The sequence below is a fragment of the Xylanibacillus composti genome, assembly GCF_018403685.1.
GTDB lineage: Bacteria > Bacillota > Bacilli > Paenibacillales > K13 > Xylanibacillus > Xylanibacillus composti.
Map to the genome: position 1 here is coordinate 78,707 of NZ_BOVK01000032.1, position 26,314 is coordinate 105,020.

The following is a 26,314-nucleotide window of genomic DNA, read 5'->3' on the forward strand; positions in this document are numbered from 1 at the left end:
CTGGATTCCTTGCTCGGACTGCGCTACTTGACAAGCGCTCCCTTCAGGTTGCTGTTCAATAGCTTCTGGCAAGCCTTTACCATAAACGCATACTTGCTCTTGATTGAACTTTCTCTGTATGAAATCCATTTGTCGTGGTAGTAGACAAACTGTTCGTGACCGAACAATTCAGCCATCACATACAATTGCGCAATGTGCAGGTTATGATAGAACGGACTTGCAATGGTCCCCTTGGTGTTGTAATTGGTCCAATAGCCCCTGTCGAACAGGTGCAATTGTTCAGCCATGGTATGAACCGTTGTGTTCAGCAGGTCGCGATAGCCGGCGTCCTTCGTTGAGAGGCAGTAATCATACAGGCCAAATGCGGCGAATATCCAGCCGTTCAGCACGGTTGATTGTCCTTTCCCGATGTACTCCTCCAGGATTATGCCGCCGTCCTTATACGCGGCGGTCCCTCCATTCTCAATGGGACGCAGCATAAAGTCGATCGCGCTTTTGGCGCATTCCATATATGTAAGCTCGTTTGTCAGGGCATACCCCCTTAGGAGCAGTGATGCCCCCTCGCCCTGAGCCATAGCGGATACAGCTGACAACTCAGGGCTGCCCACATATCCGAATGTGTCCCATGAACCATTGGCGGCCTGATTGTTGACGCTCCATTCCAGCGCGCTTCGGAAGCAGGCCAGAAAGCGCTCTTCATTCGTCTCCAAATACAAATCATATGCCCCTAGCCCGTATTGAAAAATAGAGATAGGGAAGTAAATCCACTCCCCAGATGTCTTCATATTTATAGGGACGCCTGCCGAATCAAGTATGGTGTTCTCCGAAACTTTCCCTCTCAAATCATTGTAGTAGCCTCTAACCGCTGTTGTGGAATAATACAAGCCGGCATTTTGATCTACATGAAAGACGCTGTTGCCGGCAAGCATTTTGCTCCACTTCGTCAACATGTACATAAATCGATGAATCATTGGGCTTGATTCCTTTCGCCATACAATTTTCTGCCTTCGTTACTGGAGGTGCTATCCTCCCTGTCAATAACCGCAAGAAAATGTTCGATCACATGGTCCGGATGATAGCGTTGGTACTCTTTCACGCAGTTCCCCTTCAATGCCAAGACCAATTCAGGATTTTGCAGAATCCGCAGCAGTTCTTCCTTCAAGCTGTTCGCACGATGGTCATAAATATAGCCTGTAACCTCGTCTTTCACAATTTCCTTGTTATACTTCCAATCTGTAGCCAATACCGGCAGTCCCGATGCCAAGCAGTCAAGCAAGGTTCCTGCAAACCCTTCCCCCGGGAAATAGGTAGGGAACAGCATCAGGAAATAGTCCTTCAGGACATTGACGGATTGATCATAGGCAACAATCCCGCGATATTGTACGTCCTCCCCGGATTGCCCTAATACAGATTGGAATCGGCTATTGTACCCTTCTTCGATCGCTCCGTAAATATCCAGGGTATATACGGTTCTCCCCATCAGAAGATTCACTTGAGTTACCGCATCAATAGCTTCCTCAATCCCTTTTTCTTTCATCACTCTCGAAAAGGTACACAGCTTATAGGGAGGATGGTGGTCGTACACTAGTTCATGCTCGGCAATTAGGGGAAGCCGCTTGAAATTGGGCATATAATAAGCGTTCGCAAAGCCCAGCTCCTCGAGACCTGCAATCATGGCAGCACTCTCCACATGAATCGTCTCCAGTCTCTTGGCGAATGGCACAAGCGCTTTTCGCTTTTTTAGGTATCCGACCAGCCAGCCGCCTATTACGACGTAATGGATTTTTCTCCTGTACAGCATATTGAGCAGTACAAACAGCGGCAAAAATACCAGTATGCCTTTATAGGCAGGCATGATCACAATATGTTTGCATGTGCGAATCAACTGTATGCATTGCACAATTAGCTGAATCGGCCTTTTCGTCCAATTATGCGTATCCACAACTTGGACTTCATCGTTCAATTTTCCGTTAAGCTCCTCTATCAGCATTCTAGTTTTAATCGTTTGGCCATCAGCCATCGACAACCCTCTCGCCACGTGGCCTACAATTCCGATGTTCCTCATTTTCCCCACCCTGCTTCATCGCATGATGTGCAGCTCGCCGTTTTTCAGCCAGTCTGCAAACTGTTCGAGTCCTTCATGAATCTCTATTTCCGGCTCATAACCCAGCAGCTTTCGGGACCTGGTAATATCGGCCCATGTCTGTGGTACGTCCCCCATCTGTTCGGGAAGCCGCTGCCATCTCGCTTCGCAGCGCAAGGCGCTTTCAAGAAGCTGGACTAAATCGATTAGCCTGACAGGTCTGTCGTTCCCCAAATTAAATACCTCGTATCCTGAGGTTTGATAATGAATAGCTGCCTTGATCCCCTTGACGATGTCGGATATGTAAGTGTAATCCCGGCAAGTAGAGCCGTCGCCGAAAATGGGAATCACTTCACGCTGCAGCATGTTCTTAGCAAATTTGTGGATGGCCAAATCCGGCCTTTGGCGAGGTCCGTATACGGTGAAGAATCGGAGTGCCACAATTGGCAATCCATAACAATTATTGTAGCTTGTGCAAATGGCTTCTCCTGCCGCTTTCGTTGCCCCATAAGGCGAAGCCGACCTTAATATAGGGTCTTCCTCGGAGAAGGGGACTTTATCATTCAAACCATACACAGAACTCGATGAAGCAAAAATAAATTTTTGTACGCCGCTGGCCACACTTGCATCCAACACGTTTGCAGTCCCGTTAATATTGACTTCGATGTAAGCCTGAGGATCTTGCAACGATGGGCGTACACCGGCTTTTGCAGCCAAGTGAATGACTACCTCCGGGGATTTTTCTTTGAAAATTTCGAATATTATATCCCTGCTTCGGATGTCCGCTTCGATGAATTGAAAGTTAGGCGATTGCAAATGGCCGGCGATGTTCGATTCCTTGATGCTTCTTGGGTAAAAAGGGTCAAAGTTATCTATTGCAATCACATTGTGCTGATCGTTCAATAGCGCATCTACTAAATGACTGCCAATAAAACCGGCGCCGCCTGTAACTAAAAATTTCATGATTCCTCTCTCCTAACGAAAAATCTTCTGTCTATCGGGACAACCCTCTTACATCCCCTTCATTCTTGTACATTTCGGTTGCTGGCTTGTTGAAATTCTTTAGCTTCATCAAGTATTGCACCGGTTCCAGTACGGCATCGATCGGGGAGTTCAACACAGCCAGACATGCATGCAGAGCAAAGACGAAGTGCATGTTGCTTCTTCGTGCCGTTATCGCCATGACAGCATGATGTCTGAATCGTATGAACATCTTTTCTCGCCATGTAAATCTGGAGAAGTATTGTTTCTTGAATTGAATCATTTCTTTTTCGCCGTCGAGCTTGTTTATACCGTTTGAAATTCTCTCCCCGCTATGTACATACTGAACGACCTCGCAAATTGGCAGGTAGCCGATCTTCAGACTTTTTTCAATAGAGTGGAGCATCAGCATAAATTCTTGCCCCATCCTCACTTGTTGAAAACCGCCAATCTTCCTCAGGGCCTCTTGTCTGAACATGAAAGTGGACGTTCCTGTAATGTGCCGCATCAGATGAGCTTTTAATAATGCTGATTGATTAAAATCTTTAATGAATGTAAAGTCTCTGTAGTCGATCAACTTGTCCTCTGTGTTATGAACGCGCAGATTCGTAAACGTCAGATCATACTCATTGCTCTCCATAAATGCCAGTTGCCTGGATATTTTCTCAGGCAAATATTTATCATCATCATCCAAGAACGAAATGTAATCACCGGAAGCGCGTGCGATCCCCTCATTGCGGGCCAGCCCGCCGCCCAAATTCTTTTTGTTTTTCACGTAAACGACTCTTTGGTCATTCTCGTAGGACTCCATGAATTGCTCAATCTCTCCTCGAAAAGGAGAGTCAGCGGGATTGTCATCCACAATAACCAACTCGATGTTCTCGTATGTTTGACTCAGAACGGATTCTAGGGCACGTTTCAAGAAGTGACCAGGTCTTTTATACGTTGGAATCACGACACTTACTTTCGGGTTCATATTTCCTCTCCACCATTCCGTTTTGTCATTACCGAATGTTTTTCTTCAGTGTGAAAGATTATCTGGCGCCGTCCCCAGTGATGACAACTTTTACTGTTTTTAGAATTATTTTAACATCCATCCAAAATGAAAAATGTTCAATGTACTCCAAATCCAATGCAAGCTTTTGCTGCGGCGTAATATCGTAACCGCCATTTACTTGGGCCCATCCGGTAATGCCTGGTTTGACCTGTTGCCTATCCTTGAAACCGGGTATTTCCCGAGCAAATTGCTCCACGAATACGGGCCGTTCCGGCCTGGGACCGATGAAGCTCATGTCCCCTTTCAGCACGTTAATAAATTGCGGAAGTTCGTCAATACGAGTGTTGCGGATAAACTTCCCGATTTTTGTAATTCTCGCATCGTTCTTCTCCGCCCACTTCGCGCCATTCTTCTCCGCATCTTTTACCATGGAACGCAGCTTGTAAATTCTGAAAACCTTGCCGTGCAGGCCTACTCTTTCTTGGGCGAACAATATCGGTCCCGGTGACTCCAGTTTTATTAGTATGGAAAACAAAATCATAATCGGCATAGAAAGGGTTAATCCGATAACCGCGATCAAACAATCAAAGACTCTTTTGGCATCCACATATATTTGGCTCGCTCTAGGAAGTCTTGGCCTCGCCTCTTGAACGGAAACAGTGCTTTTAACGATTAACCTATCTTGCCTATCCATAGAACTCACAATTACAACCTCCTGTACCACCCAAGGGAATGTTACATTTTGTATCGGTAACTTCAAAAAATTTTTCATTCTTGGCGCATGATCACATTCAGTTTGATTTAGTAAGAAACCACTGCTTACATCTTCTGCAAAACCAGAGAACTGGCCGCAGCGGAAAGTAGAGTATAGACAAGGATTCCGGAAGTGCCAGCATTTCCTTGTCCCTCGCTTTTGGAACGAACAGTTCCAGCACGTGCTTTACTTTTTGCCTCGGCGATTTTATGGTGTACCTGTACTTACTGACATTTTCACCGCTAATAGACTGCAGAGCGAGATTTGCCAGCATTACCGAACGTTTGTCTTCCTTCAGCCTTTCCGCATGCTTGATGGGAGTCCCCAGCAATCTACTGGCTAACAAGAGCGTATGGTCTTTCAGATGAGTGAACTTAAATTCATGCAAACGATCATTGATTTCTCTCCAGTCGAGGTCATGTTTCAGCATGTGGTCCAGGTCATCCAGCCAGCGAAGGCGAAACCATCCATGTCTTGCTCCGTGCGTGAGCAAATAGAAAAATAAGTCCTCATCGCCCAAGCAGTAAACCGGGAATGTCGTAATCGCACTTTTCTGCCTTCGGCTCCATAGCTCTGAAAAATCCGGCTCCCTACCCGTCTCCCGATTTAATCGCCAATGCAGCTCAATCTCAGCGTTGCTTTGAACATGTCTATAGGTTAAGTGATGATCCTTCTTTCTATCTTTTTTCTTTTTGTTTTCTAAAGATACATATCCTTGACTAGTCAACACATGATCGGCAGCTTCTGCCATATGCGGCGGTACTAAAACGTCCAGGTCCTTAGAAGTACGCAGGGACAGATCGCCGTACAACTTGTGTGCCAGAACTGGCCCCTTCATCATGAGCAAATGCACACCCGCATCGCTCAACGCCCTGGATATTCTCTCCATTTCGCCTGTCAAATAAAGCATCCGAAACGTATTTTGACTATACCTCGTGTGCAGAGCACTTAAGATATGCGGCGGAACAATGTGATGCTCGATCTTCTTAAGCGTTGCATACACAACCGGGTATACACGGTGATGGTCAACCAGCACCAAAAACTGCTCCCAATCCAGTTCCTGCTCATTTCTCATCAGCTGTTCCAGGCGTCCCGGATTATTCTCGAACCCCAAAATGGCAAACAAGAACGCCAATTCCTTGCTGCATGCATCCAAATCCACTGTTTTCACCATTCGCAACCTTTCCCTTCTATAATCAATCACTCAGGGGAGCAGCTCGATGAATGCAGAGATAGGGAAACAACAAGCATCCCGTCCGCCATACCGCGTATGATTGTTATGCCTGCAAAGCGGAGACATTTTCTTCTTCCTGAACTGGGCTGGACAGCATTGGCCTGCCAACTGAACGATAAATCAAACCTGCACCGTTAAGATCCTCAGCCGTATAAACATTTCGTCCATCAACCAGTATGGGCTGCCTCATCAAGCTCGCGATATGCTTGAGATCCAAATGCCTGAACTCGTCCCACTCCGTCAAGAGACATACCGCATCGCTGTTTGAAGCAGCCTCCGAGGCGCTGGAACAACAAATGACCGAAGGATCATTGAGCATTTCGCAGAACCGTTCCATCGCGACTGGATCATAGATTTTTACTTTGGCACCGCTTGCCAGAAGCATTCCGACAATTTCTAACGATGGAGCATCACGAACATCGTCGGTATTAGGCTTGAATGATAGTCCCCATACACCTACTGTCTTATGATGCAGCCCGTTAAGCAGACGGACTAACTGGTTGAACACATTAAATCTTTGGTTCTTGTTGACCTCTACAACAGACCGAAGCAATTTGAAATCGTAGTTCACGTTCCCTGCAATCTGAATCAATGCCTGGGTGTCCTTGGGGAAACAGGATCCCCCGTAACCAACGCCCGCGTTCAGGAAGGAATCCCCTATTCGCCGGTCGTACCCCATCCCTTGGGCTACCTGGGCAACATCTGCTCCAACCAATTCGCAAAGATTGGCAATTTCATTGATAAATGAAATTTTTGTCGCCAAAAACGCATTAGAAGCGTATTTGATCATCTCGGCGCTTCGAAGATCCGTCAGCATCATTTTCGTTGTCAGAGGCTGGTGAAGCTCCTTTATTTTTTCGGCAGCTTCCCGGGATGCCGCACCGATCACTATGCGATCAGGATGGAACGTATCCTTAATGGCCGAGCCCTCCCGCAGAAACTCCGGCACCGACACGACATCAAATGGATGCTCGGTCAGCCCGCCGATCCGTGCTGCGATCCGCTCATTCGTCCCAACTGGCACTGTGCTCTTGACGACTATGATTTTATAACCATTCATAGCAGTCGCAACTTCGCGCGCCGCCTGCTCGATATATTGCAGATTGGCTTCTCCATTAACCGATTGCGGTGTTCCGACTGCAAGCACTACAATCTCTGCTTCTTCCACAGCTGATTCAAGATCGGTCGTTACGTGCAGCCGACCTTCGTTCATATTTTTCCGGATAAGCTCTTCCAACCCGGGCTCATAAATGGGGGATTGACCGGCTCTCAGCTTTTCTACCTTTGCCGCATCTTTGTCTACGCACGTAACGCGGTGACCTATATCCGAGAAGCATACGCCAGTTACAAGCCCCACATAGCCCGTTCCGATAACAGCCAGATTCATGATAGAACACTCCCGATATGTGGTAATTAACCAATTTCCTTTTGCACCGTTTCCCGCTCCAATAATTCCTCCAGCGCTTTCAGTAGCGGAGCCCTCAGTTCCTCATTGCGAACTGCGAAATCCATGGTCGTCAGGATAAAACCGAGCTTCTCTCCTACATCATAGCGCGTGCCTTCAAAATGATAGCCATATACCGGCTGATGTTCATTCAGTTTTTGGATGGCGTCGGTCAGTTGTATTTCTCCTCCCGCTCCTTTTTCTTGAAGAGACAAGAAGTCGAATATTTCAGGCGTCAGAATATACCGCCCCATAATAGCGAGGTTGGAAGGCGCCGTTCCCGGCCTTGGTTTTTCAACAAATCTTCTTACTTCATACAGCCGCCCATCCTTCTTAACTGGATCAATAATGCCGTATCTGCTTGTATCTTGATCGGCTACAGGTTGTACTCCTATTACAGACGACTGTGTAATCTCATAGTGTTGCATAAGCTGTTTCAGACATGGAACATCGCCAGAAACAATGTCATCGCCCAATAGAACGGCAAAAGGCTCGTCGCCGATGAACCTTCTTGCACACCATACGGCATGCCCCAAACCCTTGGGCTCCTTTTGGCGAATGTAATGAATGTCCACAGAAGAGGAGCGCTGCACTTCCTCAAGCAATTTCAGCTTTCCTTTTTCGGCCAGGTTCGTTTCCAGCTCGATGGCATGATCGAAGTGATCCTCGATAGCCCGCTTGCCCTTGCCGGTTACGATAATAATATCCTCAATACCCGACTCGACGGCCTCCTCGACAATATATTGGATGGTCGGCTTGTTAATGATAGGAAGCATTTCTTTAGGCATCGCTTTGGTCGCTGGTAGAAATCGGGTCCCTAAGCCCGCGGCCGGAATGATTGCTTTTCTCACTTTGTTCATGTCTAACTCCCTCCTATCTATGTACAGCAGATAGTCAATACAGGGCATTCAACCCTCCCTCACATCACACCTCCGACGATACACGTCTAAGGTCCTTGAACCCACAGCATGACCGAGTGCCTACAGTGATAGAGGTGCAGTAGACATTACCTATTAAAAATTAATTTCTGATTGCTATTTCCTATATAGTTGAAAAACCGTTCCCGCTCCCAAGACTACCTGTTGTAAACTAGCTTCTTAAGAGAGCTGTTCCTTCATAGATTTACTTGTCGCCTGGTTCAAAATAACTCCCAGTACATTGGCCTTCACGTTCCCCAACAATTGCTTGCTCTTCATGATATCTCCGCGTTTGGTCTTTCCCGCCTGCAAGACGATTAATACCCCGTCACTTTTCGTCGCGACAATCGGCGTATCGGTAAAACCCAATACCGGAGGGGTGTCAATCAGTATGATATCGAACCTTTCTTCCAGCTGATGCAAAATTTGCGTCATCCGTTTCGATGAAAGCAGTTCTGCCGGATTTGGGGGCACAGGTCCAGAAGTCAATATGGATAAATGAGGAATCGATGTTTCCTGCACCATTTCCAACAGTTCGTTTTGGTTTAGGATCACATTCGTAAGCCCGCCTCTATTGTGCTTATGAAAAATTCGGTGAATCGATGGTTGGCGCAAATCGGCATCAATCAACAATACGTTAGATTCCTTATGAGCGAAGGCTATTGCCAAATTAACAGCCGTGGTAGTCTTCCCTTCTCTCGGAATGGCCGAGGTAATAGCAATGGTTTTCAGATCATGGTCAGGCGAGCAATACTCCACGTTAGTTCTTAACAAACGGTAAGCTTCCGCAATATGAGACTGCGGGTTTTGATGCATGATCACAGGACATTCATTGGTTGACCGAGGCATAGCGATTTTCCTCCACTCTCTCCTTCTTCTCCATCATTTTTTTATTTTTCGACGATGGGTTGAGATCTTTAGGCTTTATTTTCTGGATAACCCCGTAAGTCGGCACTCCCAATACAATCGTCACATCATGCTCGCTTTTGATTGTGTCATCCCAATAATCCAGCAGCAATGAAAGACATACAGCCAGGAACAGCGAGGCAATAAAACTGATTAACATGTTGACGAAAGGTCCGGAATTAATAGGAACAGGATTATCTCTTACATTGGCTTCGTTCAGAATTTTAACGTTGTCCACCCGCATAAGGAACGGGATCTGCTCCTGAAAAACTTGAGAAACCGCATTGACTGCCAGAACAGCCCTTTCATGCGAAAAATCTGTTACACTAATCGTCATAACCTGTGTTTCATTGAGCGAACTGACGCTTACCTTTCGAATAAGCTGATCTGTGGTCAGGTTCAATTGCGGATACTGGGCCACTACCTCATCCATAATAGCTCTTGATTTGATAATTTCCTTATACGTATTGACCAGCATTATATTTGCAGTTATCTCACTGGCGTTAAGTGGCTGAGCCTGAACAAAACCATTATCTGTTTTGTTGACTAATATTTTTGCCGAGGCTTGATAGACAGGTGTAACGTAGAAAAAGCTATACACGGCAGAAATCGCACAGCCGACAATGACAATCAGAGCTATTAGCCAAATTCGTTTCGAAAGAATCCGAAATAGCTTTTTGAATTCGATGGATTCCATGTTCCCCTCCGTCTCGTGCACCTCGCACTGAAATATTTAGTCTGCATGAATGCTATTTTCCGAATAGATACATTTTGTATCATTTTCTTACATATCAAATGTAAGTTACATTTAGTATCATTGTCAAGTTGTTTTTTCGTTTTGTCGTTTTTTGCGTCGACCGTTTATCTTACCCTGCTTGAAGCGCACTTTGTCTTTGAAGCTTTCATGAAGAAACTGACGGTTAATCCATTATGATACATTTCGTATCAGAACAAGCACTCGTTAGCAGATATAGCGCTCAACGCTCACCTTACCTGCACGTACTTCGCAAATTTCCCCACCACTGTGAACCTCTCTTTTCCCTCCGCACCTGTTAACGTACGTCTGCCGCTGCGCAGCCAAGCGTGGGCGATCATCCTGCCATTCTCATCCTTTGCCGTTCCCATGTACAGCGTACAAGCCACGCCTCTGCGCTCCAGCATTTTCATCGCCGCGATAGCCATCACCAGACATCTGCTCTCCCACCATGTATATCGGCTCATTGTGCGAACCGCTCTCGATACATCGACGATGACGGGGACATGAGCATCCTCATAAGTATAGGGGGTCTCTTGCATGTATACACCCAGAGCAGGTGCCACCTTGGAAAATGGCAGCATCTTAAACACTCGAGCCCAGCCCAAGAAATAAAACGCTTCTATATACAGCAGCTTTTGCCGCATAGGCAGCGAGAGAAATGTTCTCATCTTATTTCCCAATGCAATTCCCTACCTTTTACGAATGAACGGAATGGGCTGACTGAATCAAATCTTCCTTCAGCAGCATTTGCAAAAATTCCAGAACTTGCGTTCTGCACGTATCCACATCGATTTCATATTCCTCCATCAGCTGCTCGATCAAATGCTGAACCTGGACTGGAGAGGCAATCAACTCCCAGATCCGTCCTCCCACTGTGCCAAGGTTATAATACTTGCCAGTGTTCACGCTCATCATAACCTTTTCTCCGTCCATATCACTGACAAGGTGGCCGTTCGTTTGCACAACGGTGTTGGACAGGGACAGCTTCATGTTCTGATCCATTTCGCTCGCCTTCCTTTCTTATGGTCTTAACTACATGTTCCGCCAATTGGGCAGCCGAAAGTCCGTGAATGGGCCTTTCCAATCGATAATGTTCCGTTCCGGACGCAAGTGCTGCGGCGAACGAGAATTGCCACTGCTGCAGGCCGAGAGCAGGGATTAGAAAGTTGCGATACGTGTGCAGCATAAGCATTCGTATTCCCTGCAAGCGATCCAGCCGCCGAATGACGAGGCGTTCCGATTGTCCGGAAACCATTTCAAACACACCGCCCAGCGAGACAGGGGCAGCGCTAAAGGAACTGGCGGCAGGCACCACATATTTGGACTCATGCTTGTCGACCAAGGCATAAACTGTGCGACGCATGCCTAACTGATCCAGACTGGACGCCCACAACCGCTGACGGGGGAAAGCGGGCACCGCCAAGTACCCGTCTTGTGATCGGCATACGGCTACAATATCATCGCTTATGAATGGAAAGCCCCGGTTCACCAATGCTGCAGCCAAAGTTGACTTTCCCGCACCAGAATGGCCCACAAACGCATAAGCCTTGTCGCCTGCGACTACCGCGCTCCCATGCAGCGGCAGCATCCCCTTTTGCAAGAGCAGCGCCCCTACGCAAGTGCTGGTTACACACAGGCGAATCAATTCTTCATCGGCATTGTCCTCCGGAGAAATCCAGATATGCTTCCCGCTCTCCACTTTGAATACTGCCGCTCCGGCAAGATAGAAATAGACAGAACCGCCGTGTGCAAGCACCTTGCGTTCTTGCAGGCGAGGTCTCCACTCCGCAAGATCAGTATATTGAATGGAGATGTCCGGTTCGCAAGTCCAGCCATTCGCCTCAGGCCATTCCGCCAAGATCAATTCGCTGGCTATGCGCATGCCAAACGCTTGATACCATGTGCATGGCGCAACATTAGACATCTGCTTCACTCCATCTGGTTACAATTCAAAAAAGTGGGCCCCTATGCAGCCGCAACCGCATAAGGGCAAGCGTTAAGTAGTTACAAGTGCTTAGCTGTTGTACAGGTCTGCATCGCTAGGCGTAGCCCAGTCAATATTTCTCCATCCTGGTCCTTCCATCGTCTTGTTCACGTTCAGCACTTCCAGGTTTGGAGCAGCCCATTCTTTCTTTGCGTTTTGCATAGTTCTCACCCCCTTCCCGCAGTAGTCAAAATCAATCCATGCGCCGGATAAAACGGTAGACGATGAGGCTGCGCATCAACAGGCGCAGACTCGGATGGCTCGCAAAGTCAGGTCTGGGCGGATTGACGAATACGGCAAGCGCTTCGCTTATTCGTGCCATATCCATGTAATGAGCAGCTTTGTCGTGGCCCAGCATTTCGCGAATCTCGCCGACAAACTGCGGCCATTGCGGCAGCATCCGATGGAGCCAATCCGCGCCCTGCACGCCGCGCACATGCTGGTTCAAGCGCACTGCATCCGGCAAGTATTGCTTGGTTGCCCGGCGAATTAATGCCCGATCCATGCCGTGCTGCACGAACTGATCCGCCGGAACAGACAGGCAGAAGCGTATAACGCGCGGGTCACCGCTTGGATCACGCTCCCGAACGCCATAACGGAGCGATAGGCTGGTGCTCAGCATACCGTTCTTGTTGGCAATGGACAAATTGGAAAATTTCCTGCGCCGGACGTCAAAAGAATCAAGCGAGGCACCGCTGTGCAGCTCATGCTCCCTGATCCTGTCCAAAACCTCGTATTTCTGCTCCAGATCAGGGTGGGCGAGCGAGGGCACCACTTCCTCCTGAAGCTTCCCTTTGAATGCCGTCAGCGGAAACGCCTTTCGAACGAGAATGGACAGCAATCTGGTGCGTTTGATCCGTTTGTAGCCGCTATAGAGACGCAGCTCGTGGTACAGACGTGCCCATCTTAATTGCTTCAGCAGGTGGGTGTAGTAATCGATGGCAGGTCCCCATGATATGGTGAAGTTTCCTCGTGCTCCAGTAAGCAAGACGCCAACCTGGTCCTGTCGGGCGCGTTCGTAAATGCCTCTTATCCAAAAGGAATTTTCATAATACTTATAAGGTATGCCTAACATACTCAGCCATGTGTCGATCTCGAGATAAGGATTCCTGTCCGCAAAATCCAAAAACTGCGGTTCTACATTGCCAATATGCTGTACGGTTTGCTCGATATAAGGCCGCTCATTGGCAATCATTCTTCGGTTCGTCCAATCCTCAAAGCTCTGGACCGGAATAAAGCTGTACGTGTGCAGCCGTTTCCCCTGCTCACGGAGCGTATTGGAAGCAAAACTGGCCACTGTACCGGAGTCCAGACCGCCGCTTAATGTGGCGCCTACTTTTTTAGGTGTACGGACTCTTGCATCGACCGCCTGCTGCAGAACCTCACGAAATGCTTCCTCATACTCCTCGTTAGAACGAAGCCGCAGCGTCTTCCGGGGCATCAAAGTGTCATAATGGGCACAGACGATGCGCCCCTCCCTAATCTCAATGGTGTGCGCAGGCGGCAATTGGCAAATGTCCTCATAGGCAGTAGAGAACAAGTCGGCCGATTCCATCATGCCGGGTATGGCCAAAAATTCAGCCATCCACCGCTCATTGACACGCCGTTCTATCCACGGCAGCGCAAAGAGAGGAGGCATTGCTGTGCAAAAGGCGAAGCGCCCCTGCGAAAAGTGATAGAACAGCGTCCGCATGCCGGTTTGGTCGCGAGCGCCAAAGAGCTTGCGTTCCTTCTCATCCCAAATCATAAAAGCAAATTCCCCGATCAGCTGCTTGGGCGCTTCCGTCCCCCATTTGTCATAGGCCAGCAAAATCAGCTCGCCGTCACCGATACCGTTTCTCCGTTCCCGGTCTACCTGCAGCAGATCAAATAATGCTTCGCGATTGTCCAGAATGACGTCGGCAGTCATATAGATCTGCCTCTCCCGGTGCTTTAAGGGGAGCTCTTCCATCGCCGATTCTGGCGACGTCCATTGCGCATGGCATCCCAAATATGCCCGTTCTGTACACAATGCGGCGCTCTGATCTGCCGGATATTGCTGCAGCGCCTCCATGAATCTCCCGCCCGTTTCCGGTCTTATTGGCTCATCGTGAAAGTGCACAATGCCGGCTATGGCGCTCATGGCCGTCTCCCTCCTGTCAGGTAAGAGGATGCTAGACGCGACAACGTTCGTCTGAACGGCACCAAAGCTTTGATGCGCTCCAGCTTGAAGCGGATTTCTTCATATTTTTTGCGAAAGCGCTCCTGCTCCATATAGCTTTTCTCCAACCTTCTCTCTAATGAGCGAAGCGTACTCTGGAGCTGCAGCACAGCCGCTTCGGACGAATGCAGTGCAGGTGCGTGGGACTGTGCGAGGGGCGCGCCAGGCGTTGCTGCCTTCATCCGATAATCAGGCAGCCACTTGCAGCCTGTCGCCTCCTCCAGTTGCCGGGTTCTTCTGGTCATGAGCGACAGGTCAGGCTCATCCGGAAACCGCATGCCTGTCCAACGCTCCGCCTCCTCGAGCGCTTCCGCATACCCTAGTCTTCGGAACACGCGGGCGCCCACTGCTTGAACATAGAGCGCCACCTCCTCCTTGTCCAACGTTGTTTGCCAGGTTCCTACTGCGTTCAGATGGGGCTCCCCGTGCCTGGTCAGAAACGGATCGCCGACTCCCATGCTGTAAAACATGCCTGACTTGTCAGTTTCCATGAATGCGCCATATTTCTCAATGCCCTCTTCATACTGCAGTCCCAGAAAATCAAACAGCCGGGAAAGTTCATCGCGCGGCGAACGCACCAACTGTTCATAATGAAGTCGGTAAGCGTTCGGATGTTCTTCCGCAAAATAGGACATGTATCGCAGCAAGCCGATTGTAATATCCGCCATTTTGATATGAAAGGAATCGGCTCGCAAATCCTGCTTCAAATCGAACCGGTCATGGACGTGGCGGTTCACCTTCTTGTACGAGGCCACCACATCCAGCGGATTGCGAATTAACCAGATGCGGCGGGACTCGGGAAAGAGCCGATCCAAAAACTCCAGGCAGTAAAAATACCGCGGGGACTTGTCAACGACAACGCGCGCATTGCAGCTTTGGAGCAGACCATTGTAAACCGAAAGCGCAAATGCCCGACAGGCTTCATCAAAGGCTTCTTCTGTCAGCACCCCGTTGAAGAATTGCTGGATGATCGTAGTCCCGCCGTACGGCCGATAGGATGGATGCTGCAAATCGAACAAGCTCATGAGAAACCACATTTCTTGCGAGGCAAATATTTGGCTGTGGTTTTGCAGCATGACCGTGGTGAGGGAACTGCCGCTGCGAGGCGTGCAGAGCAAAAACACCAGATTATGTCCCTTAGGCGAAATCAAGCCCGAGCCCCTCCTTTTTTCGATCCATAACGTATCAATTCGATGATTATTTTCTTTATTTAGTTCATTTTGATACGTATTGTATCACATTCCTGTTGATTTTGTAACCCATTTTTTCTATTTTTACAGGATAATTTGTCACTCCGTATACCTTTTTTCCATGAACATTTTGTAAAGGCTTCCCTTTTACATAAAAAAAGCGTTCTGCGGGAGCACCGAACACTCACCCGCAAAACGCAGTCCGTTCATGAACCGTTTGCAATCATTCGATCATTCGGATCGCCTGCCTAATCGCTTCCTTCATGCTCAGCTCGTCCGCGACCCCTTTGCCTGCAATATCGAAGGCCGTTCCATGATCCACACTCGTCCGGACAAATGGCAGCCCGGCAGTCATGTTCACGCCTGCCTCCAGACCGAGCACCTTCACCGGACCGTGCCCCTGGTCGTGATACATGGCGACCACCATGTCGAAATCTCCCCGCCGCGCACGGAAAAACAACGTATCTGCGGGAAGCGGTCCGGCCGCATTCATCCCTTCTGACACAGTACGACGAATCGCAGGCGCAATCTTCTCTTCTTCTTCACCGTAACCGAACAATCCATTCTCCCCTGCATGCGGGTTAATGCCGCAGACACCGATTTTGGGCTCTGCGACTCCCATTCTGAGCAGCGTTTCATGCGCAATGCGTATCGTCGTGTATACCCTTTCCGGGGTGATCTTGCGAATCGCATCCAACAGGCCGATATGCGTCGTCACATGGATGACATGGAGATCGCTAGTAGACAAGAGCATGGCGTAGTCCTTCGTGCCGGATAGCGCCGCCAATATTTCTGTATGCCCTGGATAAAGATGTCCTCCCATATGAAGGGCTTCCTTACTGAGCGGGGCTGTGCAGATTGCCTCGAGCTCCCCTCCGAGTGTCAGCTCCACCGCCCGCTTCACATATTGAAAAGCCGCATCCCCGTTGCGTCCCGATATTTCTCCAAATGGAATGTCTTCCGGCAGAAGGTTCAGATCCAAGCAATCAATCGTTCCATAAACGTACTTCCCTTCTGATACGCGTTCGACCGCCTCGATGACGAGCGGCAACCCGACGATGCGAGCCGCCTGCTTCAACCGCTTGGCGTCCCCGATCACAATTGGCTTGCACTGATCATATAGGCCTTCATCATGCAAACTCTTGACGATGATTTCCGGTCCGATGCCAGCCGCATCCCCCATCGTAATTCCAATTACCGGCTTCCTTGCATTACTCATCCCGCTTATCTCCCCTCGTTCTTGCTCCTGCTGCCCGGGCTGCACGGCATAACGATTGCTCACTGCCAAATCCGCCAGCCTTCGTGACGATGACCAGCTCCGACCAGCGCCCGCCGCATGGAAGGCACCAGGGCAGACCTTCCTCCACTTCTCCCATAACTTCCAACGCTTGCACATCGAGCGCTTCCATCGCGCTATACGCCACATCCCCGCCCGTCAATACAAGTCCGCGCAAATCCCATTCCTTGGTCAATTCGGCCGTCAGCCGACCCAAACTGTGCGCGATGCGGGCACCTGCTTCTGCCTGCGTCCACCCTTGCTCCCGGCAATATTGCTCCAGGCTTTGACGGCTGCCTTCTGTACAGACGGTCGTCAATACCCAGCCGCCCTTCGTCCGCGAACTCTCCCAAGCCCGGAGCTGAGCTACCGTCAGCTCCGCGCGGCCGGCTGCCAGCTGAACCGGATCTAACTCGAGCCATCCGAACCCTTGCTCGCGCAAGCATGCTGCTTGCTTGCGCGCAGCAGGATGCACGCTGCCAGCCACAACCAGAACGTCTTCCGCACAGCCTGAACGCTCGCCCGCAGCTCGATGGACTCCATCCATAAGCTCTGCGCTCGTCGCTTCCCCGGATAACGAAGCTCCGCTTGACATACCCTCTGCCAGCGCGCCGGCAAGGCCTGCCGATCCTGCCCACAGTATTCGCATTGGCGCTGCGGCATTGGCGACAGCGGCAATCAGACGCAGGTCCTCGCTGCTGACAGCGTCGAAGATCCAGCCTATCTTGCCGCCATCGCTTTCAGGCCTCTTGCTTGCCAGCAAGCTGTTAACTAGTGTGCGGGCGCTGTCCTCCAACCGAGGCTGATTCCGGAGTACTTCCCTCATCTCTCCGACAGTCACGGGAACGAACCCGGTCTGGCTTTGCGCATGCAGCAGATCGGGCAAATAAGAGGAACGTACCGGGTGCACAGGGTCGCTTGCCGCCTGCGTGTCTTCCAACAATTGTCCATCGACAAGCAAATAGCCGCCGACAACGATTCTTTTCTGATTCGGGTAAGCGGGCGTCAGCACAGCGCAATCGAAATCGCCTGCTTCCATGAGCGCATCCAGCTCCGCGCCTATATTCCCGCGAAATGTCGAGTCAATCTTTTTGTAAACGATGCTATACCGGGACCAATCGACTGAAGCCAAGCTCATGCGCACCTGCTCCGCGGCATTCTCGGGCGACTGCGAACGGGAATCTGTATTCAGCACATGCACATCTGCGCTATAGTCCCCGTTCAGTTCCATCTGTTTATTCATATGTACGACTGCTCTCTTGCCGCGCTTCACGAATTGGACGGCCGTGTCGTCTGCCCCAGTCAGGTCATCGGCTATAATCAACACCTTGTTGCCCAACCATTCGGTCGAATCGCCTGTGGATGTCTTCGACATTTCTTTTCCTCCCGCATTACCGCTGTTTTCGCCGCTGCGGCGAAAACAGCGCTCGATATCCGGTGCAACCCTCTGCGAGGGCAATTGGACCTGCGTATTTAGGGTTATCCTTCTATCTAAAAAGGAACAAGGAAACCTTCCGCATCAAAAGCGGGCTGCTGCCACTCCCCTATCGGCTCAATTGCAGGAAAGCCGCGAATCTCCTCGAAAACAGCTTCAGACACGTACATCTCGCCCAAGTGCAGGGTGCTGCGAATGCGCATGATGCGGGCTTCCGGTCCTTCTATGCCCCACAACCCCCGCATTGCAGCCCGCACCGCTTCCAAATCGTTGTCCAGCGTAATGGGAATGTTCGCCCGGGCCAGGAAGGAGCTCGTAATGACATTTTCGTTCATCGCTCGACGATCGATCTTATCAACGAGCTTCCTCGTGGTGACATCTGCGAGACCGATTCCCAGCGCATTGCCATGAGAAGCCTCGCTCAGATCACATGCCATAATGTACTGGATGGAGGGTGTTTCCGGCTCCGGCTCACCCAAGATGCGCATTCTGCCGATAATGTTCGTATCCATCCCGGTGCCGCTGTGATCCTTGCCGATTTCATCCACAATCAGCAAATCCAGCTTATCCGTTGGCAGCTTCGGCATCCAGGCAGCTGCCAGCTTCAACAAAGCCTGTTCCCGTTCTCGAATCCGCCGGGGCTCGATGGCTTCAATCAACGCGGTCTCGTCCAATGCGTTCTCCACAATGCCGATGCCGCAAATAATCCGATGCTGGGCTAGGACTACTTCGGCCACTTCCGGCATCAAATCGCGAATGCCATGCACGCCTCGGTGGTGCAAGAGCGTCGCCTGCCGATGCTTGCCCATGCCTATGGCAGCCATCTTCATGAGCCCGCTCTCCAGACCGACTCGCGACTTGAAGTCTGTATGCACCTTAATCCGGTTCACGATGATGACGCCATCCGCTTCCCAAGCCAGCTTATCCGTATGGACTGGGATGCCTTGCGGCGTTGCGCCTATGCAAACCGTCTCCATCGATGAGCGAATCGGCACGCCGCAGTACGCTTCCGTAATGCCCAGGCTTTCCAGCACCTGGACCTGTCCTTCGGCTGTCGCGCCGCCATGGCTGCCCATCGCCGGGATTAAGAATGGCAAGGCGCCAAGCTCTTTCAATACGTCTGCAGCAGCCTTCAAAATCTGCGCAATGTTGGATATGCCCCGGCTCCCCGCTGTCAAGGCGATGCGCATGCCTGGCTTTATGCGTTCGCGAATTTGAATGGATGCCAGCTGAGCAGCTACTTCCGCCTCTATATCCCCGACAGCTCTGCCCGCAAACCGCTGCCTGATCTTGATCCACTTCGGTAAAGCCGACATAGCCTCTCCTCCTAATTCTTTTCCGTGCGTGCCACACCTGTTGATCTTCTGACGAACAGCTCGGGCTTGCATAAAAATTGGATGCTTGGCTGCTCCTGTCCGTCTTTAGCTTCAATCAGCATCATCAGATGCTCCGCCGCCACTTCCCCCATATCGAATCGATGCTGGCCCACGCTCGTTAATTGAATCGCTTGATGGCCGGACATGCGAATATCGTCGAACCCGGCAATGCTGACGTCCGCGGGGATTCGCAGGCCCATCGACAGCAGCGCATCCATGCTGGCAATCGCCAGCTCGTCGTTGCCGCAAACAATCGCAGTGGGCGGCTCCGGCTGATGCATCAGCTTCCAGGTGAGCTTCTGCACAGCCTGGTCATTCGGCTCCAGAATATGCACATAGCTTTCCCTTACGGGCACACTCGCTTCCCGCATCACCGCCTCAAAGCCAGTCCAGCGCTCATACAAGGTAGAAATATCGAGAGGGCCTGAAAGGTAAGCAATCCGGCGATGGCCCAAGTCCAGCAAATGGCGAGTCAGCATTTTTGCTGCCAGAACGTTGTCCATGCTGACATAATGTCCGCCGCGCCGGTGTCGGCGGTTAAACCAGATGCAAGGAATACCGGATGCGGCAAATGCCTCGTAGTGCGGATCGTCCAATTTCATGCATGAAATAAGAATGCCGTCCACTTTGTAGCTTTTGATCTGCGCCAGAATGTCTCCGAGACTGCCTTCGCTCTCAAAGTAGACCATGGTTCGGTAACCGTGCTTGCTGGCATATTCGACGATACGGTCGGTCGATTCTGCGAAGTAATCATTGCGCAAAGTGCCAGAAATAAGGGCGATGGTATTTGTCCGCTTGGCAACCAGACTGCGCGCAGCTATATTGGGCTTGTATTGCAGCGCTTCGATGGCTTGCAGCACTTTCTCGCGCTTGTCCGGATGCACCGTCTCCGGCCTGTTCAGGACACGGGATACGGTCGATTGCGAGCACCCCGCCAGCTTGGCCACATCTTTGGAAGAAACGATGATCACCACTCCTTTCCTTCATCAATCTTACACGAAACAGCACACTTCCACACCATCGTTGACGCCGTTCCGCCGGCAGTGGTACGATCTATGTCAGAATGCACAGCACGCCAACGTCGTGCAAGACAGGAGTGTGACAGGATGTCCGAAAAATACGCTGTGCCTGCGCTGGAACGAGCCAACGCAGTGCTCTCCCTGCTCGCCCAAGAGCCGTACACCTGGACCTTATCCGAGCTGTCCCGCCATTTGAATATTAGCAAAAGCACTATGTATTCGCTGCTGTTGACGATGGAAAGACTGCATTGGGTGAACCGCGACCGGCATGATACGTATGCGCTGGGCAGCGCCATTGGCAAGCTGGTCAGCGCTTATGCCGGACAATACGACCTCATCGAAGAATTTCGCAGGCTCGCGCAGCCCGTCATGCGCAAGCTGCAAGAGACCGTGCAGCTTGCCCGGCTCGAAGAGACCGATGTGCTGTACTTGGCGAAGATGGAAGCGCCGTCGCCCGTACAGATGGTTGCCGGACCGGGGGTGCGCTTCCCCGCTCATGCAACTGGGCTTGGCAAGTCGCTGCTCGCCTGTCTCCAGGACGAGCAGGTCTGCCGTCTATTCCCTTCCGACAAGCTGAAGGCTGTTACTTCCCATACGCTGGACAGCCGCGAGGCGCTGCTGCTGGAACTTGCCCGCATTCGGAAGAATGGCTACGCGCTCGACTTGCAGGAAGGAGTGATGGGCTTCTGCTGCGCTGCCGCGCCCATTCGCCGCGCCAATGGCGAGGCGGTGGCAGCAGTCAGCTGCTCTATGCCCATTCACCAGTGGGAAGCGAAAAAAGCGGACGCCATAGAGGCGATCACAGACTTGGCCAAACGCCTAACCCCAATCCTCTGAGGAAGTGGTCGCCCGCTTCAGCTGCTCATCGCTACCATAACGGCGAACACGCAGCAATGCCTGCTCGCGATGGCCCATAAACCGCTCAATTTCGCATAACCGTGCGGCGTATTCTCCTACGTGAGCGCTGGCTTCCGGCGTACAGCGCTGGTAGGTGCAGGTTTTCAGGAACTTCCCGACCCACAGCCCCCCTGTGTACCGGGCTGCTTTTTTCGTGGGGAGCGTATGATTCGTTCCAATTACTTTGTCCCCGTACGCGACATTCGTCTCCGGCCCAAGGAACAGCGCGCCATAATTGGTCAGCCGCTCCAAATAATAGGACGGCTCCTTCGTGAGCACCTCCACGTGCTCATAGGCAAGCTTATCCGCTTCCTTCAGCATTTCCTCCTCGGAATCGGCCACAATCACTATCCCGCAGTCCTGCCACGCCTGGCGGGCCACATCTGCTGTCGGCAATGATTCCAGCTGTCTTTCGATTTCTTTCATCACTTCGTGCGCCAGCGCTTCGCTAGTTGTAATCAGCGCTCCAGGCGAAGTCGGACCGTGCTCGGCCTGCCCCAGTATATCGCAGGCGATCATTTCCGCATCCGCACTTTCATCGGCAATCACGAGCGTCTCCGTCGGGCCGGCGAGCAAGTCAATGCCTACACGTCCGAATAGCAAGCGTTTGGCCTCCGCTACATATGCGTTGCCCGGTCCGACCAGCATGTCAACCGGTTCAATCGTTTCTGTGCCGATCGCCATAGCGGCTAGTGCCTGCACACCGCCCAAAATATAAATCTCGTCAGCACCCGCCATCGCCATGGCGCACACTGTTTCCTTCGGAATTTGTCCGTCGATCGGGGGCGTGCAAGCAATGACCCGCTTCACTCCCGCTACTTTCGCCGTCAGGATGCTCATATGAGCAGAGGCCACCATCGGGTAGCGTCCGCCCGGTATGTAACAGCCCACGCTGTTGACAGGAATATGCCTGTGACCGAGAATAACGCCAGGCAATGTCTCTACTTCTATGTCGCGCATGCTGGCTTTCTGATGCTCGGCAAATCTTCGAATCTGTTCTTGCGCAAAGCGGATATCTTCCTTCGCTTTGGGCGCGACCGCCTGCATCACCTCTTCAATTTGTTTCCCCGTAAGGCGGAATGCATCCGGCTCCCACTTGTCCAGCTTGCTGGAATACGCTTTGACCGCGGCGTCTCCCCGCTGTTCGACTTCATGAATCATGTCCTGCACGGTTGCTGTCACCCGGGCTTGTTCGGATTGCAGCTGTTCCAGACTTTTTCCGCTCTTGATGATTTTAGCCATGATTGACTCCTTCTGGTTATTTTGAATACGTATTCATTACAGTCATTGTAAGCGCCCCTTTGGAAAAATGTCAACACGCAATCTGGGCAGCAGATCAAAATCATAGAGAGTTATTCGCCCCCCTATCTAGCGGAAATACGCATTGACAACGTATTCAAAATGTAAGACTATAAAGCTAATGCCACATAGGAAACATTGTTCAATATATAGAACAAAGCAAGCGATCGATGACAAAGGAGTTGTGACCCATGAAGCTGATTCGATTTTCTCTTCCCGACCGCAATGAAGTGCGCGGCGGCATCCTGGACGGAACGACCGTCCGCGCCTTTGCCGGCGATCTATTCGGCGACAAGTCCCCGACCGGGGAAGTTTATCCGCTCGCGGATGTGCGCTTGCATGCTCCGCTAAAGCCGGGCAATATTATCGGCATCGGCAAAAACTTCGTCGCGGAAGGCCAAGTCAAGCCGCCAGTTCCCGACCTCCCTATTTTTTTCATGAAACCGCTGTCGACGGTCATAGGGCCTGATGAGCCGATCCTGCTCCCGCCAGGCGTAGCAGAAGTCAAATTTGAATCGGAGCTTGCTGTTATTATTGGACGCACTGCATCCCGCATCCGCCCGGATCAGGCGGAGGAGGTCATCTTCGGCTACACGGTTGCCAATGACCTCGCGGCCCTGCAGTTCTTTCATCCGGAAGGTCACTGGACTGTCGGCAAATCCTTCGATACCTTCTGTCCGCTTGGCCCCGTGATCGAGACGAACTTTGATTACCGTTCGGCGCGCATTCAAGCTGCTGTCAACGGCGTCATGAAGCAGGACAGTCTGATGGAGCGGATCATTATGCCTGTTGATCAAATGATTGCCTACATCAGCACCTTTACGACCCTGCAGCCGGGCGATGTTATCCTGACTGGCACGCCGGCCGGCGCGGATATGGTGCGCGATGGCGATGCGGTGGCGTGCACGATTGAAGGCATTGGCAGCCTTAGCAATCCGGTTCAGGCGATTCGTTAAGCATAATGGCTCAACCCAGCTACAAGGAGGATTCCCCGCATGGAGAATAAGAAATGGTACGAAAAGCAGCTGCGCATGATTCAAACGGTGTTGCGCGAACCGGACATTGTTGACTATAATGCGGAAGCGATTGCCCATTATTTGGAAAGTGTACATGCCAATACGTTCATCATTAATGGCGGCGGCATTATCGATTTCTTCCGCCATGATTTGGAAACGGCCAATCCCAATCCGTTTATGAGCGCCGATCAAGATATATTGAAGGACATTACGGAAGCCTGCCATAAGCGCGGCATCAAGGTCATAGTGCGCATGGATTTTCGCGGTGTCGACAAAAAGATTTATGATCTGAATCCGGACTGGTTCGCCATGGACGAGCACGGGCAGCCGATGTTCTGGGCCGATCTTCCCCATATTCCGAATCCGCTGTATGCGCCATGCTATTTGAGTTATTACCGGAACGAGCATGCCTTCAAGCTTTCGGAGATATTGCTGGAACGCTACGATATCGACGGCATTTGGGAGAATGCTCCGTTCCAAAACCGCGTCTGCTATTGTGAAAGATGCAGCACGCGCTACCGGGAGGAAATGGGCAAGGAGCTCCCGCGCGGCGGCGACTTCGCAGACGCAAGCTATGATGAATACCGTGCATGGAAGGCGGGCAACTTGAATGAGCATCTGGCCCGTTATCGGAAGGTCATCAAGAAATACGGCGAAGACAAAATATACTGCGCAGAAATTTTCGGTTTATTCTATGAGACGTATACGAAAAACAGCTCTGACCTTTATCAAGTCAAGGACCATTTCGATTTCTTGGTCACGCCGCTGTTTACGGCCAATCACGAGCCGCTGAACGCCCCGTCCACCCTGATCAAGTTCCTGAAAGGACTGGAACCGGACAAGACACCGGTTATGCTGTTCGGACATCTTGGCACCAACAATGAGCTTCGCTATGTCGCCTCTTCCGTGCCGGAAACGCGCATTTGGCTGTGGGAGGCAGTCAGTTCCGGCGGTTCCGTCTGGGATGTAACCTTTAACGGCCAGCACCCCGGTGCAACCTATGACCGCCGCAATGCATTATTGTGTCAAGATATCTACGCCTATATGGAGAAGTATGAGGATATTTTGTCCGCCCAGCATGCGGAAGCAGATGTCACGATCTTCTATTCTCGCGCCAGCAACAACACATTCAACAAAGCAGACCGCCAGAAGGACGCCTACATTACTCATATCATCGGGCTGGAGCAGATGCTGTTGGGTGAGAAATTGCAATACAACTTCCTGTTGGATCAGGACTTGTCCGAAGAAACGCTTAGCAAGGTGAAAGTGCTTGTCATTCCGAACGGCGCTTGTCTGTCAGATGAAGAGATCCGCTTAATCCGGCAATATGTGCATGGAGGAGGCAAAATCATCTCTACCTATGAAACTTCTTTGTATGACGAGCACGGCCGCGAACGCAATGACTTCGGCCTTGGCGAAGTGTTCGGCTGCAGCTTCACCGGATTGCGCAAGGATGGCTCCCACTACGGCTACCAGTACGTCAAGCATGCCCAGGCGCATCCGATGACGCAAGGCTTTGAACAGACGGAACTGCTGGCGAACTGGGGGACGAATCTGCTGGTCAGTCCGAAGGATGGAGCTGTGTGCCCGCTTACCTTCGTGCCGCAAATTTATCCGCAGTCGCCTGAGCGGGCTTGGCCGCGCAGCTTTGAGACCAAGTTCCCGACCTGCGTCGTTCACAACTACGGACAGGGGCAATCCGTCTACTTCCCATTCGGGGTTGACAAGCAAGTTTGGATGCACGGCCATCAAGACTTCCGGACCTTGCTTGCCAATGCATGCCGAATGCTGCTCGGTGGCGCACAGAAGCTGAAATCCAATGCGCCGCAAAGCGTGCACTTCCAATTGAATCGGATTGCCGACAGCAGTGACTATGTGGTCCATGCGATCAACACCACATCTGCACCTTTCCGACCGGTGCTGGAAATCATCCCGCTGCACCACATCGAGGTGGAACTGACGCTGCCCGTTTCCGTGGAGCCTGCGGTTGAGCCGATGCATGCGGAAGGCAGCATCCAGGTCAAGGAGATCGAAGGTTTGGATGGCGGCGGCTATCGTATTCGTCTTGCCATCGAAACCTTGAAGGAATATGCCAGCTTCCGCATCAAAGCCTAACGAGCAGCGGTTTTGGCGCATTCGCGCTTTATGCAATCAGCAGCGCTATATGTCAACGCTCGCGGAGCTGGTGACATGTGCACTGCTGATTGGCGAATGCGGCGGATCAAACCGCGTGAACATAGTTGGTTCGGCAAATACGGTAAAGCGAATGCTGACAATACGATCAAGGCACATGGGATGCGGCGCAGGCACGTGGCTCGAATGCGGCGTCATGCGGACGGCCGTCATAGTCATAAGGCTGAGTCTATGCAGTCGATTCGGACCACCATAGGCGCATACACAAATTAGTGGAATCTTTGGTCTTATTGCCGCTTGAACTCACCGATTCAGGCTAGTAACGGGAATATTTGTATCTATTACGGTAAAGCCACGCGGCAGACATGCATTATGAGCGCAATAAGACCAGTAGATTCACTAGCCTTGCATCAAAC

The 26,314-nt window shown here is 51.1% G+C and carries 24 protein-coding genes; 3 read left to right on the forward strand and 21 right to left on the reverse strand.

Features of this window, described 5'->3' with window-relative positions:
* Positions 1 to 23: 23 nt before the first annotated feature.
* The 20 genes from XYCOK13_RS12845 to XYCOK13_RS12940 form a co-directional block, all read right to left on the reverse strand.
* Positions 24 to 971 (reverse strand): D-glucuronyl C5-epimerase family protein, encoded by a 948-nt coding sequence (locus XYCOK13_RS12845; RefSeq protein ID WP_213412557.1) that lies wholly within the window; start codon positions 969 to 971, stop codon positions 24 to 26.
* A complete protein-coding gene (locus XYCOK13_RS12850) occupies positions 968 to 2,065 on the reverse strand; it encodes a glycosyltransferase family 4 protein (protein ID WP_213412558.1) in 1,098 nt (365 codons plus the stop codon). The genes XYCOK13_RS12845 and XYCOK13_RS12850 overlap by 4 nt, the downstream gene beginning before the upstream one ends.
* 15 nt (positions 2,066 to 2,080) lie before the next feature.
* On the reverse strand, positions 2,081 to 3,046 hold the full coding sequence (locus XYCOK13_RS12855) for an NAD-dependent epimerase/dehydratase family protein (RefSeq protein WP_213412559.1): 966 nt from the start codon (positions 3,044 to 3,046) through the stop codon (positions 2,081 to 2,083).
* Between the two features lie 31 nt (positions 3,047 to 3,077).
* Positions 3,078 to 4,040: a glycosyltransferase family 2 protein gene (locus tag XYCOK13_RS12860; RefSeq protein WP_213412560.1), complete on the reverse strand. Its 963-nt coding sequence runs from the start codon at positions 4,038 to 4,040 to the stop codon at positions 3,078 to 3,080.
* 58 nt (positions 4,041 to 4,098) lie between these two features.
* Positions 4,099 to 4,755 carry a sugar transferase gene (locus XYCOK13_RS12865; protein WP_213412585.1) on the reverse strand — a complete coding sequence of 219 codons (657 nt, stop codon included), beginning with the start codon at positions 4,753 to 4,755 and terminating at the stop codon, positions 4,099 to 4,101.
* A 97-nt stretch (positions 4,756 to 4,852) separates the two neighbouring features.
* The gene (locus XYCOK13_RS12870; RefSeq protein ID WP_213412561.1) at positions 4,853 to 5,989 is read right to left on the reverse strand and encodes a nucleotidyltransferase domain-containing protein; all 1,137 of its coding nucleotides are present in this window, start codon (positions 5,987 to 5,989) and stop codon (positions 4,853 to 4,855) included.
* Positions 5,990 to 6,092: 103 nt separating this feature from the next.
* Entirely contained in the window at positions 6,093 to 7,436 is a 1,344-nt protein-coding gene (locus tag XYCOK13_RS12875; RefSeq protein ID WP_213412562.1) for a UDP-glucose dehydrogenase family protein, read from the reverse strand.
* 26 nt (positions 7,437 to 7,462) lie between these two features.
* Positions 7,463 to 8,353, reverse strand: a complete 891-nt coding sequence (gene galU / locus XYCOK13_RS12880) for a UTP--glucose-1-phosphate uridylyltransferase GalU (RefSeq protein WP_213412563.1) — start codon at positions 8,351 to 8,353, stop codon at positions 7,463 to 7,465.
* 237 nt (positions 8,354 to 8,590) lie between these two features.
* Positions 8,591 to 9,259, reverse strand: coding sequence for a CpsD/CapB family tyrosine-protein kinase (locus XYCOK13_RS12885; RefSeq protein WP_213412564.1), 669 nt, complete (start codon positions 9,257 to 9,259; stop codon positions 8,591 to 8,593).
* Positions 9,240 to 10,013, reverse strand: a complete 774-nt coding sequence (locus XYCOK13_RS12890) for a YveK family protein (RefSeq protein ID WP_244865137.1) — start codon at positions 10,011 to 10,013, stop codon at positions 9,240 to 9,242. Before XYCOK13_RS12890 ends, XYCOK13_RS12885 begins: the two co-directional genes overlap by 20 nt.
* A 287-nt stretch (positions 10,014 to 10,300) precedes the next feature.
* A complete protein-coding gene (locus XYCOK13_RS12895) occupies positions 10,301 to 10,741 on the reverse strand; it encodes a lasso peptide biosynthesis B2 protein (protein WP_373314398.1) in 441 nt (146 codons plus the stop codon).
* A gap of 28 nt (positions 10,742 to 10,769) precedes the next feature.
* Positions 10,770 to 11,075, reverse strand: a complete 306-nt coding sequence (locus XYCOK13_RS12900) for a lasso peptide biosynthesis PqqD family chaperone (protein WP_213412565.1) — start codon at positions 11,073 to 11,075, stop codon at positions 10,770 to 10,772.
* A complete protein-coding gene (locus tag XYCOK13_RS12905; protein WP_213412566.1) occupies positions 11,008 to 11,997 on the reverse strand; it encodes a phosphoenolpyruvate carboxykinase (ATP) in 990 nt (329 codons plus the stop codon). Before XYCOK13_RS12905 ends, XYCOK13_RS12900 begins: the two co-directional genes overlap by 68 nt.
* Before the next feature lie 90 nt (positions 11,998 to 12,087).
* Positions 12,088 to 12,219 carry a paeninodin family lasso peptide gene (locus XYCOK13_RS12910; protein ID WP_213412567.1) on the reverse strand — a complete coding sequence of 44 codons (132 nt, stop codon included), beginning with the start codon at positions 12,217 to 12,219 and terminating at the stop codon, positions 12,088 to 12,090.
* A gap of 31 nt (positions 12,220 to 12,250) precedes the next feature.
* The gene (locus XYCOK13_RS12915) at positions 12,251 to 14,179 is read right to left on the reverse strand and encodes an asparagine synthase-related protein (RefSeq protein WP_213412568.1); all 1,929 of its coding nucleotides are present in this window, start codon (positions 14,177 to 14,179) and stop codon (positions 12,251 to 12,253) included.
* Positions 14,176 to 15,408, reverse strand: a complete 1,233-nt coding sequence (locus XYCOK13_RS12920; RefSeq protein WP_213412569.1) for a sulfotransferase family protein — start codon at positions 15,406 to 15,408, stop codon at positions 14,176 to 14,178. The genes XYCOK13_RS12915 and XYCOK13_RS12920 overlap by 4 nt, the downstream gene beginning before the upstream one ends.
* A 262-nt stretch (positions 15,409 to 15,670) precedes the next feature.
* Positions 15,671 to 16,666, reverse strand: coding sequence for a 4-hydroxythreonine-4-phosphate dehydrogenase PdxA (gene pdxA / locus XYCOK13_RS12925; protein ID WP_213412570.1), 996 nt, complete (start codon positions 16,664 to 16,666; stop codon positions 15,671 to 15,673).
* On the reverse strand, positions 16,659 to 18,098 hold the full coding sequence (locus tag XYCOK13_RS12930) for a four-carbon acid sugar kinase family protein (RefSeq protein ID WP_213412571.1): 1,440 nt from the start codon (positions 18,096 to 18,098) through the stop codon (positions 16,659 to 16,661). The genes pdxA and XYCOK13_RS12930 overlap by 8 nt, the downstream gene beginning before the upstream one ends.
* 116 nt (positions 18,099 to 18,214) lie before the next feature.
* Positions 18,215 to 19,474, reverse strand: coding sequence for a nickel pincer cofactor-dependent isomerase, group 22 (locus tag XYCOK13_RS12935; RefSeq protein WP_213412572.1), 1,260 nt, complete (start codon positions 19,472 to 19,474; stop codon positions 18,215 to 18,217).
* Between the two features lie 11 nt (positions 19,475 to 19,485).
* Entirely contained in the window at positions 19,486 to 20,505 is a 1,020-nt protein-coding gene (locus tag XYCOK13_RS12940) for a LacI family DNA-binding transcriptional regulator (protein ID WP_213412573.1), read from the reverse strand.
* Positions 20,506 to 20,640: 135 nt separating this feature from the next.
* On the opposite strand from XYCOK13_RS12940, the gene XYCOK13_RS12945 reads away from it, so the two are divergent.
* Positions 20,641 to 21,390: an IclR family transcriptional regulator gene (locus tag XYCOK13_RS12945; protein WP_213412574.1), complete on the forward strand. Its 750-nt coding sequence runs from the start codon at positions 20,641 to 20,643 to the stop codon at positions 21,388 to 21,390.
* On the opposite strand, the gene hisD is transcribed toward XYCOK13_RS12945, so the two are convergent.
* Positions 21,373 to 22,692 carry a histidinol dehydrogenase gene (gene hisD / locus XYCOK13_RS12950; RefSeq protein WP_213412575.1) on the reverse strand — a complete coding sequence of 440 codons (1,320 nt, stop codon included), beginning with the start codon at positions 22,690 to 22,692 and terminating at the stop codon, positions 21,373 to 21,375. The genes XYCOK13_RS12945 and hisD overlap by 18 nt on opposite strands.
* A 248-nt stretch (positions 22,693 to 22,940) precedes the next feature.
* On the opposite strand from hisD, the gene XYCOK13_RS12955 reads away from it, so the two are divergent.
* Both XYCOK13_RS12955 and XYCOK13_RS12960 read left to right on the forward strand, forming a co-directional pair.
* Positions 22,941 to 23,705 (forward strand): fumarylacetoacetate hydrolase family protein, encoded by a 765-nt coding sequence (locus tag XYCOK13_RS12955; RefSeq protein ID WP_213412576.1) that lies wholly within the window; start codon positions 22,941 to 22,943, stop codon positions 23,703 to 23,705.
* A gap of 39 nt (positions 23,706 to 23,744) precedes the next feature.
* Positions 23,745 to 25,880, forward strand: coding sequence for an alpha-amylase family protein (locus tag XYCOK13_RS12960; RefSeq protein WP_213412577.1), 2,136 nt, complete (start codon positions 23,745 to 23,747; stop codon positions 25,878 to 25,880).
* The last annotated feature ends 434 nt before the right edge of the window (positions 25,881 to 26,314 follow it).